Below are 16,354 nucleotides of genomic sequence, written 5' to 3'. Positions count from 1 at the left end.
TCAGAATTCGTCCTTGGCCGGGCGCTGGGGCTGCACCTCCATGTGCGGTTGCTGCTGGCCGTCGCGCACCGACCAATCCACATGCAACAAGCCGCTGAGTGTCCAGTAGTCATCCGGCTCCAGCACGTACAGGTGCCCATCGGTGGCAAGGCGCGACAGCCATTCAGTCGGCTGGTAATCGACAGGGCCGAAAAACAACTGGCCAGTGAACAGCTCCTCCTCCCGCGGGGTAAACCTGGGTTGGTACTTGAGCAAAGCACCTTGACGCGTGGTCAGGTAGCAGAAGGCGCCCTGGACGCCGCCCACTTTCAACAGGTTGCGATAAAACCCCAACTCGTCCCGACTGACGAAATGAGCCGCGAGGTCTTCATTGCCGGAGCCCTCGCCCATTGTCTTGTAGAAAAGATGGCAAGCCTGCAGTTGGTAACCCTTGGGATAGTCCGGTGTCGGCGGGTCGGGAAACAGCAACGTGCTTTCATACAGAAACAGGCGTTGCGGCACCGATGACTCGATACCGTGGTCCTCAAGGGGTTCGGCCGCAATGAACGAAGCCCGCGCAGCATCCACCAGAATCGCCCCCAGCCCTTGCTCCTTTTGGAATGTCCCCATGCGGTGGGCGGTCGCGCGGGCAGCGTCGTCCGGGTGTGAAAACAGCGGGCCGAACAGTAATGGACGGTTTTGCCGCGAGTCTGCGGCCTTGGTGCCGGCAACCCAGTCGGCGTCGACCTTGCCGCGCACGCTCCACGTGGTGCTGACCTGCTCCACCTGAATCTCCAGGGCACCGGCTAACTGACGCACATACGCCAAGGCCTGCAAGCGTCCGGCCTTAAGCTGCCGCCAGATCTCGGTCGAAGGCATGCCCGCGGCGAACGGCGTGGCGCTGGTGGGGTTCAGTTTGAGCCAGGCGCCGTCCACACACCCCACATAGATCGGCAAATAGGCATGATGGGTCGGCGTTCGCACGCCCCAGGCGCGCGCCAGGTCCTGGGGCGACACGAAACGGCTGTACAACGGGTCGTGCTCCAGAATGTCCGTCCTTGCCGGTGGGCACAGGTAGAGCCCCAGCAGCTCGAAGCCCTGGGGCGCAAGGCCGTCGAGCATCACTCGGTCCAGGCTCAATGCCCCACTGTCACCGGGCAGCGGGACACTGGCCACATACCGCTCGACATGCCTGGCCTTCAACAGCAGGCCGAACTGCAGACGCTCACGCGGGCCAGCCAGGCGGTGCAGATAAGCCTGCAGGTCAATGCGTTGCGCGAACACCGGCGTCAGTTCCGTATCCGCCGTGACAGGCCCCGTCATGGCCGAGACAGCACCGGGTACCCAGTGCGTGAGCGTGCGCGCGGCCCCCCACAGTGCACTGCCCTGGACAATCCGCAGTTCACCCGCACGGGCAACGCGATTGACGAATTCGCTGGGGGTCAGGGTGCCGTCGCGAAAGCTGCGTTCGATATCGTTGCGTTCGGGGTGATCCTTGTCGCGGCCGCGCACCGACACTTTATGCTCCAGGCTCTGTTCAAGCGCGTTGTGGCTGGGCGTGTAGCACAACAGCGCATCGTCGTCGCACAACAGGTATTCAGGCCCGACCGAATGCCTGGGCGGCACCGTCGAAGGGCTGAGTATCGCCGCCAGGAACGCCGTGGAAAACATGTTCCAGTACACCGCGCGCTCCTGCTCGGGAAGCGCAAAGGGCACCTCACCCGCCACCCGCGAGTGGTAACGCGCCACACAGGTACTGGCGTGCAGAAACATAGCCTGCGTCACCAGTTCATCAAGGCGAATCCAACCCGGCGCGAAGTCTTCGACCTGCACCGGCAACGGCTCGGTGGCAGTGAACAAGCCGTCGGTACGCCGCAGGATCAGCCCGCCGTACACTTGGTCGCGCCGCGTGCCCAGGCGCTCCAGGGCATAACGCGCGGCGTCATCCGCGTTGCTGAATACCGGGCCCAACAGGCGACGGCTGATGTGCGCGAACGCCAGCCAGTCGGCTCCGACCCGCCCTGCCACGTCCCAGCATTCACTGGTCACCCGCACAGACAATTGACCACTTGCCGCCATGTGGCGGACATAGCTGCGTGGCGTCAGTGTCAGCGCCAGCTTGGCCGGCAGCACCTGCGGATCGACCTGGCCGGAGTCGTCGACAAACAGGGGAAACGGATCTTGCCGGGTGTGGAACTCCAGCAGTGCGCCATCGAGTGGCGAACAGTACAGCGGCAACGGTGACATCAGCCCTCCACGCCTCACGCCACGCTCATCGTAGAGGGCCTGATACAGCGCCTGCGCATCGATGAAATGGCGGGCCAGCCAGGCCTCCTGCCCCACCAGTGCGCGGGTCATGCGCTGGCAGGCGTAGTACACGGCATACACTCGAAACTCATCGATCAGGACCGGGGCGCCGAACTCTGCAGCGTGATAGAGGCGATCCAGCAAGTGCCCCGGCAGGACAGGCGTGGCAGCGAACTCATCCAGCGTCACATGCTTGATCACCAACCCCAGGCCACTCGCGCCGATGGCGTAGCGCGTGCGCCCACGGGCACAGGCGTGCTCCACGGCCTGGGCGGCAGTGGCAAATACGGGGCCCAGTTCCGGTGGTGAGGCAACCCGGTACTCATCGGGTTCGAACGGCCCGGACCAGTCGCTCTCCACCTTGCCCGCAGGCCCCCAGACCCGGCTGCCCACCACCACCCGCAGCAACCCGCCCAAGACCGTTTCGCGCACCAGGTCGCCAGGCTGCAACGTGCCGTCCTGCAATTGGTGCTGCACTTCACTGCCACCGGGGCCAGGGGCGACGCGGGCACGCAGGTCATGGGCCATGCCCGGCGCAAACGGCTCATAGCACAGCAGGCTGTCCGCCGAGCCCGACAGGTAGGCCAGCGGGACGTCCTGTTGCAGGCCGAACACAGCATGCAAATCCGTGTCCGTAAACATCTGGCCCGCGATTGCCGCTTCCTCTTCAGACCACTTGAAAGCGCCGTTCTCGGCGCGTCTGCGCGAGCTATAGATACCCCGTACACGATGCCCCTTCGGCAGCAAGATGAGCTGGCCATGGCGGTCCAGCGGGTAGACCTGGCTCAAGTCGAAACGCCCGCCTGGGTTTGCCAACGGCTCGGTCGCGACGAAGCGGTGATCATCACGCTGCAGAATCAGGCCGATGTAGCTGTGATCGCGCCGGCTGCCGATTTGCTCGTGGGCGTAGCGCGCGGCATCATCAGCCATCACGAACGCCGGACCAAAGGTCAGGGCATGACGGGCATAGGGTTTCCACTGCGCACCGACGCGTCCGGGAACGTCCCACAACAGGCTGGTGCGCAGCACCGTCAGCTCGCTGGCTGCAGCCACTTTCCGTACAAACTCCAGGGGCGTCATAACGCCCGCCACCAACCCCGCATTCAGGTTGTTGTCGATGCCGCGCTGCGACGTCGGTGTTGGATTGAAAAATGGCGACTGCGCCTGGGCATTGGCGAACAGCAACTTGAGTTGCGCACCGTCATAAGTGCTCAGATAAAACCCGAACCCGGGCCCGCCGGTGACCACCCTGGACAAATTGATAGCATGGGCCAACGGCAGCGGTTGGATAAAGCGCTCATACAACCACGGTTGCCTGACCTTCGGCGGCGCGGGCACATCGGCACACAATGTATAGGCCCCCACAAGTGTCCAGATATGCGGGATAAAGAAATTGCCGTCGTTGTCCGACCGAAACACAACCGCTGGATCGAACTGCACCTGAGCCACCACTACCGGCTCGGTCGCCATGAATGCCTGGCGGCTGCGGTGCTTGAGGATGAATCCGACTTGCTGCGCGTCGGGATTACGCAGCAGTTGCTCATGGACCAGCGCCATGACCTTTTCGGGGTCGTCCAGGATCGGCCCCAGGTAAGGCTCTTGGACAATGGGGTTCGGATTGGGCAAGTAGGCACGCCACTGGCTGGACAGGTCTGCACGCCACCCCGCCCAGACCGGCGAGCTGACGACCACCGATACTTGGCCGACCGCCAGCAATTCCTGGATGTAGGCTTCGACCGGCTCGCTGTCCAAGGGTAGCGCCGGTGTCGCCTGCCCCTTCAGCCGAGCCCGCATGCGCAGGACAAAGTCCTGTGGCATCGGCCCCTCATTGAGCACGAACCTGACCAGGGAGCCTTGCGGCCCAACGGTGTAGAACACCCTTAAAAAGCTGGTCGCCAATACGGCCTCGAAGCAGGGGACACTTTGCGTGAGGGTAATGCGGGAGGCCGACCAGCCCGGGCGCAGGCGGCTGATCTGGGCATGACGGTCGATATCACAGAAGTAGTACGCCTCGTATTGATAGCCATGGTTTCGCATCTGAACGAAGGCCGGGACCATGGTCTCGACATCGCTGAACAGAAAATCCTCCAACCGCCCTTCTTGAGGGGACGAAGCGCGACAGTAGCCCTGCGCGTCGGTAAAGATATACCCGCCGCAGGATCGGCCCTTGGTCCTGTCGATCTGCGCCGCCGCGTAACGTGCGGCATCATTCAACGCGCCAAAAGGTGGGCTCAGGCGGTGCAACAGGGTCTGGGCGGAATAGGTCATGCAGTTCACTCCTTGATAAAAGGGTGGACCACCACCCTTACAGTGCCACCATCTTGGCGAGGGGCGCAGAGAGCAGGCGTTAGATAACTAATGTGCGCGCACCATAACGGCTCAGCGAGCGGGCCGCGCTCGACCATGGCGCACCAATACGGCGCAATTCACTGCGCCTGCCCACCGTGACGTTGGGCTTGCCCCCGGCACGTCCTTTGCTTTACCCAGGCACGGCCTAAAAAAAGACCACCTGCATTCACCATGAACCTGCCCGCCTCCACCGCCCTGTTCACCCCCAGCTGGCATGCCGAGCTGGAACTCGGCTACGCCCGTATCGGTGACACCACCCGCCCGGTGATGCGTCGCCACCTGGGCCCGCTGCGGGTGCAGAAGCACCTGTACGCCGAGGGCCCCGAAGTGTGCCAGCACATCATCGTGCACCCGCCCGGCGGGATTGCCGGCGGTGACCGCCTGGATATCCGCGCGCATGTCGCCGAAGGCGCCTGGGCGCAATTGACCAGCCCCGGCGCGGCCAAGTGGTATCGCGCCAGCGGCCCTGCCTATCAGCAACTGAAACTCACCGTGCAAGCCGGCGCCACCCTGGAATGGCTGCCCCAGGAAACCATCGTGTTCAGTGCGGCCCAGGCCGAGCTCACCACGCGCATCGACCTGCAGGGCGATGCCCGTCTGTTTTACTGGGACGTGGTCGCCCTGGGTCGCCCGGCCAGTGGCGAGCGCTTCGATCTGGGGCATTTCCAGTCTCATCTGGATATCCGCCGCGACGGCCGGTTGCTCTGGCATGAACGCCAGAGCATTGTGGGCGCCGACGGCTTGCTGGAGTCGCCCATCGGGCTGGATGGCCAGCCGGTGTTCGCGACGCTGCTGCTCACCGGTGAAATCGACACAGACTTACTGGAACACTGCCGCACCCTGCCCCATGCAGTACGCGGCGACCTGACCCAATTGCCCGGCTTGCTGGTCGCCCGTTGCCTGGCCAGTGAAGCACTGCTGGCGCGGGCATGGCTGATCGATTTATGGCGCTTGTTGCGCCCGGCGGTGCTCGGCCGGGAAGCCGTTTCACCACGAATCTGGAGTACCTGAACCATGGACCTGACCCCACGGGAAAAAGACAAACTGCTGATCTTCACCGCAGGCCTGGTGGCCGAGCGCCGGCTGGCGCGCGGAGTGAAGCTCAACTACCCGGAAACCATCGCCTACATCTCCGCCGCGCTGATGGAAGGCGCCCGCGACGGCCGCACCGTGGCCGACCTGATGCACTACGGCACCACGTTGCTCAGCCGCGAACAGGTGATGGAAGGCATCCCGGAAATGATTCCGGACATCCAGGTGGAAGCCACCTTTCCCGACGGCACCAAACTGGTCACCGTCCACCAACCCATCGCGTGAGGCCTGGTCATGATTCGTGATGCGACCCAAGACGACTTGCCGGCGATCCGCGATATCTACAACGATGCGGTACTCAACACCACAGCGATCTGGAACGAACAGCCGGTGGACCTGGGCAATCGCCAGGCCTGGTTCAGTGCGCGGCATGCCCAGGGATACCCGATCCTGGTCTCGCTGGAAAACGATGAAGTCACCGGTTATGCCTCGTTCGGCGACTGGCGCCCTTTCGAAGGTTTCCGCTACAGCGTCGAGCACTCGGTGTATGTGCGTCACGACCAGCGTGGCAAAGGCCTCGGCCCACGCCTGATGCAAGCGCTTATCGAACGTGCGCGGGAAGGCGGTAAATACGTGATGGTCGCCGCCATCGAAAGCGGCAACCTGGCTTCCGTGCGCCTGCATGAACGATTGGGCTTCGTGACCACCGGGCAAATGCCGCAGGTAGGCATCAAGTTCGGCCGTTGGCTGGACCTGACCTTCATGCAACTGGCCTTGAACCCGGGCGCCGAACCGCCCCAGGAGTGAAAACGATGAACGCCACGCACCTGCGTCGAGTCAATGCAGAAAGTTTTGCCCATTACCGCCCGGGCTTGATCGAGTTGTTGCTGGATGCCGTCAGGCACGGCGCATCGGTCGGCTTCATGGCGGACTTCGATGAGGCCCAGGCGCGTGCTTACCTGAGCACTGTGCAGGCGAGTATTGAAGACGCCAGCCTGTTGCTCTGGGTCGTGGTACGCGACGAACAGGTGATCGCCAGTGTGCAATTGGCCTTGTGCCAAAAAGCCAACGGCCTCAACCGCGCCGAAGTGCAAAAGTTGCTGGTACACAGCAGCGCGCGGCGTCATGGCCTGGGCCAGCAACTGATGCACACCCTGGAGCTCGCCGCACGCCAGCACCAGCGCGGCCTGCTGTACCTGGACACCGAAGCCGGTTCACCGGCCGAAGCCTTCTACCAGTCGCTGCGCTACACCAGGCTCGGTGAACTGCCCGACTACTGCCAAAGCCCGGACGGGCGCTACAGCCCGACCGCCATTTACTTCAAGAAACTGGGGCAACCTGCATGATTCCTGGCGAATACCGGATCCAGCCTGGCGACATCGAACTCAACGTGGGCCGGCGCACCGTCACTCTAAGCGTGGCCAACAGTGGCGACCGGCCGATTCAGGTGGGCTCGCACTACCATTTCTTCGAGACCAATGACGCACTGACGTTTGACCGGGCGGCGAGTCGTGGCATGCGCCTGAATATTCCGGCGGGCACGGCGGTGCGGTTCGAGCCGGGACAGAGTCGCGAGGTCGAGTTGGTGGATTTGAGTGGTGGCAGGCGGGTATTCGGCTTTGCAGGTCGGATCATGGGTGATCTTTAGGGCCTTATCGGGGGCAAGCCCCCTCCCACATTTTGACCGTGTTCACACATCAAGGTGGGAGGGGGCTTGCCTCCGATAGCGATCTCACATTCAACACATATCTTCAGGGCAACCACATGAAAATCAGCCGCCAAGCCTACGCCGACATGTACGGCCCCACCGTCGGTGACAAGGTCCGCCTGGCCGACACCGAGCTGTTCGTCGAGGTCGAACAGGACTTCACCGTCTACGGCGAAGAAGTGAAATTCGGTGGCGGTAAAGTGATCCGCGATGGCCAGGGCCAAAGCCAGTTGCTCGCCCATGAAGTGGTCGACACCCTGATCACCAATGCCTTGATCATCGATCACTGGGGCATCGTCAAGGCTGACGTGGGCTTGAAAAATGGCCGCATCCACGCCATCGGCAAGGCCGGCAACCCGGATATCCAGCCCGGCGTGACCATGGCCATCGGCGCCAGTACCGAAGTGATCGCCGGTGAAGGCATGATCCTCACCGCCGGCGGCATCGACAGCCATGTGCACTTCATCTGCCCGCAGCAGATCGAAGAGGCCCTGAACAGCGGCGTCACCACCCTGATCGGCGGCGGCACAGGCCCCGCCACCGGTACCAATGCCACTACCTGCACCTCTGGCCCGTGGCACCTGGCGCGCATGCTCCAGGCCAGCGACTCATTCCCGATGAATATCGGCTTCACCGGCAAAGGCAACGCCAGCCTGCCCGAGCCATTGATCGAGCAGGTCAAGGCCGGCGCCATCGGCTTGAAGCTGCACGAAGACTGGGGCACCACCCCCGCCAGCATCGACAACTGCCTGAGCGTGGCCGACGAGTACGACGTACAAGTGGCGATCCACAGCGACACCCTCAACGAGTCCGGCTTTGTCGAAACCACCCTCGCCGCGCTCAAGGGCCGCACCATCCACACCTACCACACCGAAGGCGCCGGTGGCGGCCACGCGCCGGACATCATCAAGGCCTGCGGCTTTGCGAATGTGCTGCCCAGCTCCACCAACCCGACACGGCCCTTCACCCGCAACACCATCGACGAACACCTGGACATGCTGATGGTCTGCCATCACCTCGACCCGAGCATCGCCGAAGACGTCGCCTTCGCCGAAAGCCGTATCCGCCGCGAGACCATCGCTGCCGAAGATATCCTGCATGACCTTGGCGCATTTTCCATGATCAGCTCCGACAGCCAGGCCATGGGCCGCGTCGGCGAAGTCATCACACGCACCTGGCAGACCGCCGACAAAATGAAAAGACAGCGCGGCCCGCTGCCGGGCGACGGTGCAGGCAACGACAACTTCCGGATCAAGCGCTACATCGCCAAGTACACCATCAACCCGGCGATTACCCACGGCGTCAGCCATATCGTCGGCTCCATCGAAGTGGGCAAGTGGGCCGACCTGGTGCTGTGGCGCCCGGCGTTCTTCGGGGTCAAGCCGACGCTGATCCTCAAGGGCGGCGCGATTGCCGCCAGCCTCATGGGCGACGCCAACGCCTCGATCCCCACGCCGCAACCGGTGCACTACCGGCCGATGTTCGCCAGCTTTGGCAGCGCCTTGCACGCCACCAGCCTGACCTTCATCAGCCAGGCGGCCCGTGACGCCGGGCTGCCCGAGGCCCTGGGCCTGAAAAAGCAGATCGCCGTGGTCAAGGGTTGTCGCGACGTGCAGAAAACCGACTTGATCCACAACGATTACCTGCCCGACATCGACGTCGATCCCCAGACCTACCAGGTCAAGGCCGACGGCGTGCTGTTATGGTGCGAACCGGCGGATGTGCTGCCGATGGCCCAGCGTTACTTCCTGTTCTGAGGTGTACGGCCTGCGTCCGGTTACAAGTCCTGGTACAAGTCTTCGATGCTGTCCAACTTGGCGCGCTGTAACGCTTCGTCGGTGAGCTTTTCCACCTGGGCCCGGTCTTGCGCCGCCAGTTTCTCCATTTCGGCGTCGAGCTGCGCCTGGGTCATCAGTGCCCCCGGCGGCACCTCGGCGGCCGGCTTGCCCAGGTGTTCCGCCAGCCGCAGTACCTCGCTGCGCCAACGGTCCTTTTGCACCGGATCAGCGGCGTCGAGCCAGGCTTGCTGGGCATCGCGCAGATCCAGCCAGGCCTCTGCCTTGCCTTGCAGCGTCCTGAAGGGCTCTGTGTGGGCCTGCCGGAGATAATCCAGCCAGAACGGCTGCTCACTGATCGATTGCCGCAACAGGTTACCTTCCTCAAGGGCGAGCACTCGCTTGCGGGCCTGTTCGATCATGTCCGCGGTCACGTCCGGCTCCGAGAACATCATCCGAGCGGATTGCCAGGGCAAGTGCAATTTGTCCCGGGGCGCCAATTCGGTCGCGTAGATCAGGTAGACCTCTACCTCGTCGATGTCGCGCATCGCATTGCCCTGCGCATCGCGATGGGTGATGCGTTCGCCATCGGCGTCGCGCTCGGGGTATTTGCGCCCTTCGGCCAGCAGCGCATCGACCCGGGCACGAGCGATCCGACCCAGTTCATCCAGGCGTGACTTGCCGCGCGCCACAGCCAGCAAGTCGCGCTCCACCGTGTCCGGGAGAAGCGAGTCGTACGCCCGCGCCACCAGCACTTCAACGCCCATGGCATTGAACAGTTGGGCACCGGCATCCACACAGGTGGTGGGCGCCGCGGCCATGGCAAACAGTTTTTCACGCAAGGCTGTGTTGGCGGCCGCGGATTCGATCATTTTCCACACTTTGCGCGTGAGATCGATTTTGGCCGCGCCCTCTTGTTCAAGTGCATCTGCCGATTCGGACAGTTTGCGCAACTCATCGAAAAACGGCTCGGACCCGTGCTCATTTTCCAGGGCGTCCCAGGTGTCCTGTTTGGCCTGCCACTGCTCATCGCTCAGGCCGCTGCGCCAATGGATGCTGTCCATCACCCCACGCAGCGGATAGGTACGGTCCGGCTCCAGCCCGACGGACAGTCGGTAGCCCCTGACGATCTCCAGATTCTGCGCAGAAATGAACGTCGGTTCCACGCTGATACGGGTACGTGCCACGGTGTTTGCGTGGCTTGACCCAGGTTCGACCTGGGGAACGCTGTCCAACCGATTGGCGCTCAGGTCCAGCACGAACGAACGCGCCCGTGGTTGCTCAAACAAGCCCGTGGGCCAGGTGGTCTGCCCGCTGTTGCTGAGCAGCAGCATGCCCAGGTCCGGCATGCGGCCGATGTCGGGCGCGCGGCCAAGCGGATTGCTTTCCAGCCCCAGGTAGTTCAGCTCCGTAAGCCCACTCAAGTGGTTGACGGCGTTCGTGTCCAGGACGATCCGATTATCGGACAGGTCCAGTGCGGTCAATCGCTGCATCTGACCTATCGGCTCCGGCAGCACCCTCAGTTTGTTGCCATCCAGGCCCAACCGCCGCAGCCGCTTGAAATAACGCAGGAAGGGGCTAGGGTCGGTCGAGATTTTCGCATCCGATAGCTCAAGGGCCGAAACATGGTCGAAATTGGCGGTCAACAGCGGCAGTTGCTCAAGCTGGCCGTGCAGGTCTTCGCCGGACAGGTCGAGGACTTGCCCATGGGCATACCCGCTGATATCCACATCCTCGGGGCCCGTGCGGCGCCAGGCTTCGCGCAAGGCCTTGACGATCCGCAGCCGGGCGAACCGTTGTTGCTGGAACGCCCCGGAACGACGCTGCTCCTCGGTGACCTGGTTGAAGTGTTCGCGTTGCCAGTTCTGCAACGTGTTGTCGAGTGTCTTGTACTCCAGCTCCAGGGCCTTGAGCCGGGATTGGTACTCCAACCCCATGTCGTCGATGAACGCGTTTATTTGCTCGAAGGTAAACCCAGGGAAAAGGGTGCGCACGCGCTCCTCGATGATATGCCCCCAGACCGTATTCTGACCGTGGTTGCTGGCCAGGTACCCCAATTTCCCGCTCGCCAGGCGCAGTGACGGCCGATGTGAAAAGAGGTACCGCCGCTGCTGGAGTTTAAGCACCGTGCGCAACTGGTCACGGGGCAGCGCCGCGGCAATGATCCTGGCCTTCAGCTCCTGCCCTTGCTTGATGTTCGGCAAGCCGATGGCCTGGCGGTGCTCGTCGGGCAAGGCGTGCTGGATGGCTGAGTAGAGGTCGTCGGGCTCATGCAGGGTTTCATCGCGGACATTGCGTGCCTGGTAACGGCCCTCTCCAACCCGCACCAACACCTTGCGTTCAGTCGCCTGCTGCGGGCCGAAACTGGCCCGTAGCTCACCGTCCAGCTCTGCCTCACGCACTTCCAGGCGCAGGTTGTCCTTCCATCCCGCCAACCTCGGCACTGAATTGACGACCAGGGCTTCGGTGTCCTTATCCGCCAGCGCCTCCAGGTACAGGCCCTCGTAGGCGTGGGTCAGGCGCATGTTCTGCTGCAGTTCGTGTGCCTGCTGCGCCAGCCGCAGCGGCACACGCTGCTGGGTGTCGAGCACTGCTCTCTCCTGCGCAGTAGCGCTTCCCAACAACTCCTGGACCATCAGCGTCGGGACCCGCGCAAACTGGCGCTTGATCAATTGGGTTGCGGCGTCCGTGGGCGGCTGCTGCTCGGCGTAGAGGCTGCGCATCAATCGCGCGCGCTGGGTGACCGCGAAGGTTTGCAGGCGCGTCTTCAGGGCCGCGCTGCGCAGTTCCGGCGTCCTGGGGGTGTAGCCAGGCAACAAGGTGTGGATCTGGGCTTCATCGAGAAAAGCGATCACCCGCGCGGGTAACTGGCCGTTCATCAGTTCTGTACGGCTGATCCGCAGGGTGTCGCGGGTGGAAGCGCCGGGAGCGCCGTACTTCACCGACGGGCTGCCTGGCTCGGTGTCCGAAAACGCTTCGATCGCCAGCTGTTGCGGCCAACCCGTGAGGTCCACGGCCAGTGAGGCTGGAAAGCTGCACAATGCGCTGGAATGCTTGCCCGCGCCGATTTCCTCGGCCACCGTCCCCGCATCGCGATAGGCACGGAATTGGCGAACGGTATCCAGCAGGATCGCCGGCACCGGCTCACCTTCGACATGCACCCGACGCAAGCGGTCTTGCGTCACGCCACTGGCGTGGCGGATCTGTTCCAGCTCGGTGTCACTGAAACCGTCCATCACCGGCCCCAGGCGGCGCATCAGGGTAGCGCCTTGCCACTTCAAGGGTTGCTCAAGTTCATGGTTCCAGGCGCCCTCGCCATTGGCGGTCAGGCGCGGCAAATAGGCATCGTCCCGTGACGGGTGCTCGATATGAAAACGCTCGGTCTGCGGGTCTTGCCGCACCGCATAGCGCTTGCCCTCCAGTTCCAGCAGCTGTTTGCCGTCGACCTGGTGCAGCCCCTGTGCGTCGGCGACGGAACCGGCGGGCAACGGCGAAGTATGCTCGTAGATGGACAGATCGGGCTTCCACAGCCGGGTCTTGCCGCTGGGCAACTGCACCGCCTTGAGCTGCTCGATGAAGGGCGACAGGGTCAAGTGAGCCACGCCCACACCGGCCGCCAGCAGGGCCAGGTTTTCCAGCACATCGGTGATATGCGCCCAACCGGCTTCGCGGTCCCCCTGTGCCCACTCGATAACACCGTCCAGCACTTCGTATAGCAACTGCCCCGCCGTGACCAGGGACATCGCCACCCCCAGCGGCGGAACCACCATGCCCAGCAGGTTCACGGCAAACAGGCCGGTATTCAGATAATGCTCAAGACGCCGCGCACGTTCAGCATCGTCCGCGTCGGCAGTGCTCACGGCCTGGGCCCGCGCATCGGCAGACAGGCGCTTGCGCAAGCTTTCGTAGCGATGGGGCCACAGGTCCACTTCCTCCCACAGCCCCTTGATCGCATTCGCGCCGATATTGAATTCCGGCGCGCTGATCGGCACCCGTATCTGCTGCCGAGGCTCACCGAAAATCGATGGAATACTCTGCAGGTACGACGGCGTCACCAGTGACGTGAGGTACTGGCCCCATTCGGACCGCAACCAATCCTCGATGAACGATCCTGGCGGTGCATCCACCACCAGCTCGGTGAGCCGGCGAAAGTAGTAGGGGCGATGCCGGTAATCAATGAACCGGCTGTAGAACCGCTGGTATTCGGTAACCGGTAACTCTACGGAGCGGTCGCCATGGGTCTGCGTGCCGGCAGTAAGACGGGCTGTCACGGCGTTGCTGAAGTCGGCGAATGACGCGTACCGCTTGATCGGATGCTCGGGGTCGTCCGGGACGTAGATGATCACCCATTGGGAATAGCGATATTTGACGCAGGGGTCGATGACCAGGCAATCGCTCATGCGCAGGTTCATCATGCACGGCACGCGGTACCACACTTGCTTGTCGCCCAGCATGATCGATTGTTCACCGGCCAGCACACGCATCAGCAAGGCATGATCGCTCGCGTCGATATCACCCTTGACCAGGGCCAGGTAGGCCGCCGCCTTGAACGCGGCTTTCTGGTGGGTCAGGTAGCGCTCGCGCAGCAAGCCCTCGGCGACCGCGTCCTGGGGTTCCAGGAAGGTCTTGAGGTAGGCCTGGTACTGCGCGCCAAGGTCCAGGTCACGGCACAATTGCACAAAGGTTTCGATCTGCAACGAAGTGGCATGGCGTTCGAACTGGCCGCGCGCATCGGGTGGGGTGATAAAGCCTGAGGATTGGTTGAAAAATCCCTTCTCGGCCTCCCGCGCTTCGAAGTTGTTCAACGCCGCCTGCAACAACGAAAAGGACTTGCTCTTGAACCCGCCCGTTGGCCGGCCGAAGGCATCTTCCACCGGTGAATAAAGCCGCAGCCAGGTTTGATGGACGTCCAGTTCGAAGCCCGCTTTTTTCAAGGCCGCCTCCAGCAACGGCTGGGCAAACGCAGTCACTGACTGCAATTTGCCCATGGACTTTTCCAACTGGTTGAGCGCATCGCAGCGCGCATCCATCAGGGTCTTGAGCTGGTCCTTCTGGACCTGGGAGGCGGCGGCGTACCAGTCGGGAATTTGCGGCGCAGTCTCTTTGAGGGCCTGACGACGCTCAGGCGAGGCCTGGATAAGGCATGGTGCGATGGCCTGTTTGATCAGCGTGTAATGCTGGCCTTGATCGATGGGTGCGGACGATGCGGAGGGTTCCACTGCGAGGGACTTGGACATGGGATGACTACTGTGTGACTTGAAGATCACCGGATCCTAGCCCCCCCGCAGGAGGGAGCGGGGTTAACTATTTATCCGCCCGTCAACGCGGTTACGCGTGTGCTGTCCAGGCTCCGCGCCCCGTCCGTTCGTGCGCCCCCTGCCGAGGGTGATCGACTCGAAGAGGTCGCGGGTCACATCCTCGACGGGCGGGCTCTCCAGTAGACTGTTCATCTGAGTCTCAGGCAGCACCGCCGCCTCCACGGCAGCCCTCAATTGCTCTGGGTTCGACAAGTGCAGGCGGCTGCGTTCCTGGGGCCGCAATGCGTCCCAGACCAGTGTGTAGAAATCCCGCCTATCCTCCTGGACGGGCACTTCCAGCATCCTGCCGGGTTCAGCCGTCTCGATCCCGATGGCATCCACGGGAGCGCCCCCCAATTGCTGCTTGAGCTCAATGCGAGTGCCCGGTTCCCAGCCGGGCAGTGTCTCCAGCAAGCGCAAGCCCAAGCGCATGCTGTCCAGGGCCGGCGGTGTACCGTACTGCAGGTCCTCATAGAGACAGAATTCGCGGATGAACCGTTCGCACACCCTGGCCTGTTCGGCCTGCACCTGCGGCAACAGACCGCTGCTACGAAACGCCCGTAATTGCTCGGGATTCAATGTCGCTACCAACCGCTGAGCGATGGGCGCAGATAGATGGGGACAGGCATCGAGCACACTGCGCACGTCCCGGCAGACTTGCCTGGCGAGGGCCTGCATGAGCGCATCAATCCGCTCACGTCTGAAGCAACCCGCATAGCGACCCAGGGTTTCGCGCAATTTGCCGGCGCGCACCGCCAACGTCTCACCCTCTTCCCCAGGTATTTTCTGCAGGGTTGGATCGCTGCGCTGCAACACGCGCAGCACTTCTTCCAGCACTTCGCCTCGCGCCAATTGCTGCTCACTCAGGGGCAGCCTTATGGGCGGCGTGGACGAAGCAATCAGATCATCGAAGTACACCTGCCCGCCCCCCAACACTTGCAGACGCGGTGCATCGGGCAAGAAGCCGCAGTGTTTCATGAAGTACAGTTGATACCTCGGATCGGCGTGGGAGTAGACCAGCGGATCCGTGCTTTGCATCTGCTCGACAAACATTCCGAGGTGCTGACGCATACGAGCGCGAAGCCGTGTGTAGTGCAGTAATGAGGTCAAAAGTGGCTGGGACTGCATCAAACTCTGGCACGACACTCCCACGGAGGAAGACGGCAGAGGGGTCGCAGCGGAGGTTGGGCGTGTTTCGTCGGTCATGGTGATGCTCCTGAAGCATAGGAAGACTGAATCTGAGCCTTCCCCACCTGCAGGTGGCGGTAGATAGTTAATCTGCCTGTGCATACCTATCTACCGCGTCATGTCCCTGCGCGGGTGATGTGCTGTCCGCTCCCAAATCCAAGGAGTGACTCATGGCAGCTTTACCCCCAATGGACGAGATTCGCCCAGCCGTCTCGGAGAGTGTGCACACCACTTTCCTCGAGAGCGCCATCCCCGACTGGCTGAAAAAAGCCACGCCGCAACAGTTAGATGCACTCAAGACCGCGCCCGACGCACTGCCAGACTGGTACCAGCACGCCTCTGCGGCGCAACGCCAGTCGCTTATGGACTGCATCACCGCCGGCTTCACGGCCCAGAGCACGCTGGACAACGCCATGTCCCAGTTGCAGGACATCGACACCTTCGCCCGGCCGTTGTTGGTCAAGGCCCTCAAGGATCAGTTCAAGGTCGAGCTGGACGTCGACAAAACCTATATCCGCCTGAGAAAGAGCGTGACGATGGGTGTCTTCAACGTCACCGCCGGCTGGTTCGAGGCGCTCAAGCTGCCACTGCTGCAAGCCGCCCTGCACAATTTCGAAGCCGCGGAATGCGAAGCCGGTGCCTTTCATGCCTCCTCGGGGTTCGTGGTCCAGGCGGCGACTGGAACCGGCTTTGACCCCGTCACCACCACGCTGACCGTG

Annotated in this window: 9 protein-coding genes and 2 pseudogenes; 7 read left to right on the top strand and 4 right to left on the bottom strand. The window is 62.8% G+C overall.

The window, feature by feature from the left end; all coding sequences use genetic code 11:
- Entirely contained in the window at positions 1–4,554 is a 4,554-nt protein-coding gene (locus tag BM110_RS28615) for a hypothetical protein (RefSeq protein ID WP_093514630.1), read from the bottom strand.
- 252 nt (positions 4,555–4,806) lie between these two features.
- Between BM110_RS28615 and BM110_RS28610 the strand changes: the two genes are divergently transcribed.
- The 6 genes from BM110_RS28610 (at position 4,807) to ureC (ending at position 9,132) form a co-directional block, all read left to right on the top strand.
- Complete coding sequence (locus BM110_RS28610) at positions 4,807–5,646, top strand: urease accessory protein UreD (RefSeq protein ID WP_093514629.1); 840 nt, start codon at positions 4,807–4,809, stop codon at positions 5,644–5,646.
- Positions 5,647–5,649: 3 nt separating this feature from the next.
- The gene (ureA, locus tag BM110_RS28605; protein ID WP_003171437.1) at positions 5,650–5,952 is read left to right on the top strand and encodes an urease subunit gamma; all 303 of its coding nucleotides are present in this window, start codon (positions 5,650–5,652) and stop codon (positions 5,950–5,952) included.
- Positions 5,953–5,961: 9 nt separating this feature from the next.
- The gene (locus tag BM110_RS28600) at positions 5,962–6,474 is read left to right on the top strand and encodes a GNAT family N-acetyltransferase (RefSeq protein WP_092249871.1); all 513 of its coding nucleotides are present in this window, start codon (positions 5,962–5,964) and stop codon (positions 6,472–6,474) included.
- A gap of 5 nt (positions 6,475–6,479) precedes the next feature.
- Positions 6,480–7,013 carry a GNAT family N-acetyltransferase gene (locus tag BM110_RS28595; RefSeq protein WP_071491632.1) on the top strand — a complete coding sequence of 178 codons (534 nt, stop codon included), beginning with the start codon at positions 6,480–6,482 and terminating at the stop codon, positions 7,011–7,013.
- Positions 7,010–7,315 carry an urease subunit beta gene (locus BM110_RS28590; protein WP_058423547.1) on the top strand — a complete coding sequence of 102 codons (306 nt, stop codon included), beginning with the start codon at positions 7,010–7,012 and terminating at the stop codon, positions 7,313–7,315. The genes BM110_RS28595 and BM110_RS28590 overlap by 4 nt, the downstream gene beginning before the upstream one ends.
- Positions 7,316–7,431: 116 nt before the next feature.
- The gene (gene ureC / locus BM110_RS28585) at positions 7,432–9,132 is read left to right on the top strand and encodes an urease subunit alpha (RefSeq protein WP_071491633.1); all 1,701 of its coding nucleotides are present in this window, start codon (positions 7,432–7,434) and stop codon (positions 9,130–9,132) included.
- A gap of 20 nt (positions 9,133–9,152) precedes the next feature.
- On the opposite strand, the pseudogene BM110_RS30260 reads toward ureC, so the two are convergent.
- From BM110_RS30260 to BM110_RS28575, 3 genes and pseudogenes are all read right to left on the bottom strand, one after another.
- Positions 9,153–10,187: pseudogene (locus BM110_RS30260) on the bottom strand (NEL-type E3 ubiquitin ligase domain-containing protein); the annotation flags it as partial.
- Between the two features lie 3,225 nt (positions 10,188–13,412).
- Positions 13,413–14,138 (bottom strand): annotated as a pseudogene (locus BM110_RS30255) (dermonecrotic toxin domain-containing protein); the annotation flags it as partial.
- Positions 14,139–14,450: 312 nt separating this feature from the next.
- Positions 14,451–15,653 (bottom strand): hypothetical protein, encoded by a 1,203-nt coding sequence (locus tag BM110_RS28575; RefSeq protein ID WP_092249862.1) that lies wholly within the window; start codon positions 15,651–15,653, stop codon positions 14,451–14,453.
- 152 nt (positions 15,654–15,805) lie between these two features.
- Here BM110_RS28575 and BM110_RS28570 point away from each other — a divergent pair.
- Positions 15,806–16,354: dermonecrotic toxin domain-containing protein (locus tag BM110_RS28570; protein WP_139220354.1), on the top strand; the 549-nt coding region annotated here is incomplete at its 3' end.

This window comes from Pseudomonas sp. NFPP28, assembly GCF_900115535.1.
In the GTDB taxonomy this organism is placed as follows: Bacteria; Pseudomonadota; Gammaproteobacteria; order Pseudomonadales; family Pseudomonadaceae; genus Aquipseudomonas; species Aquipseudomonas extremorientalis.
The sequence above is the reverse complement of the archived record's forward strand: the minus strand, read 5'-3'. Positions and strand labels throughout refer to the sequence as shown.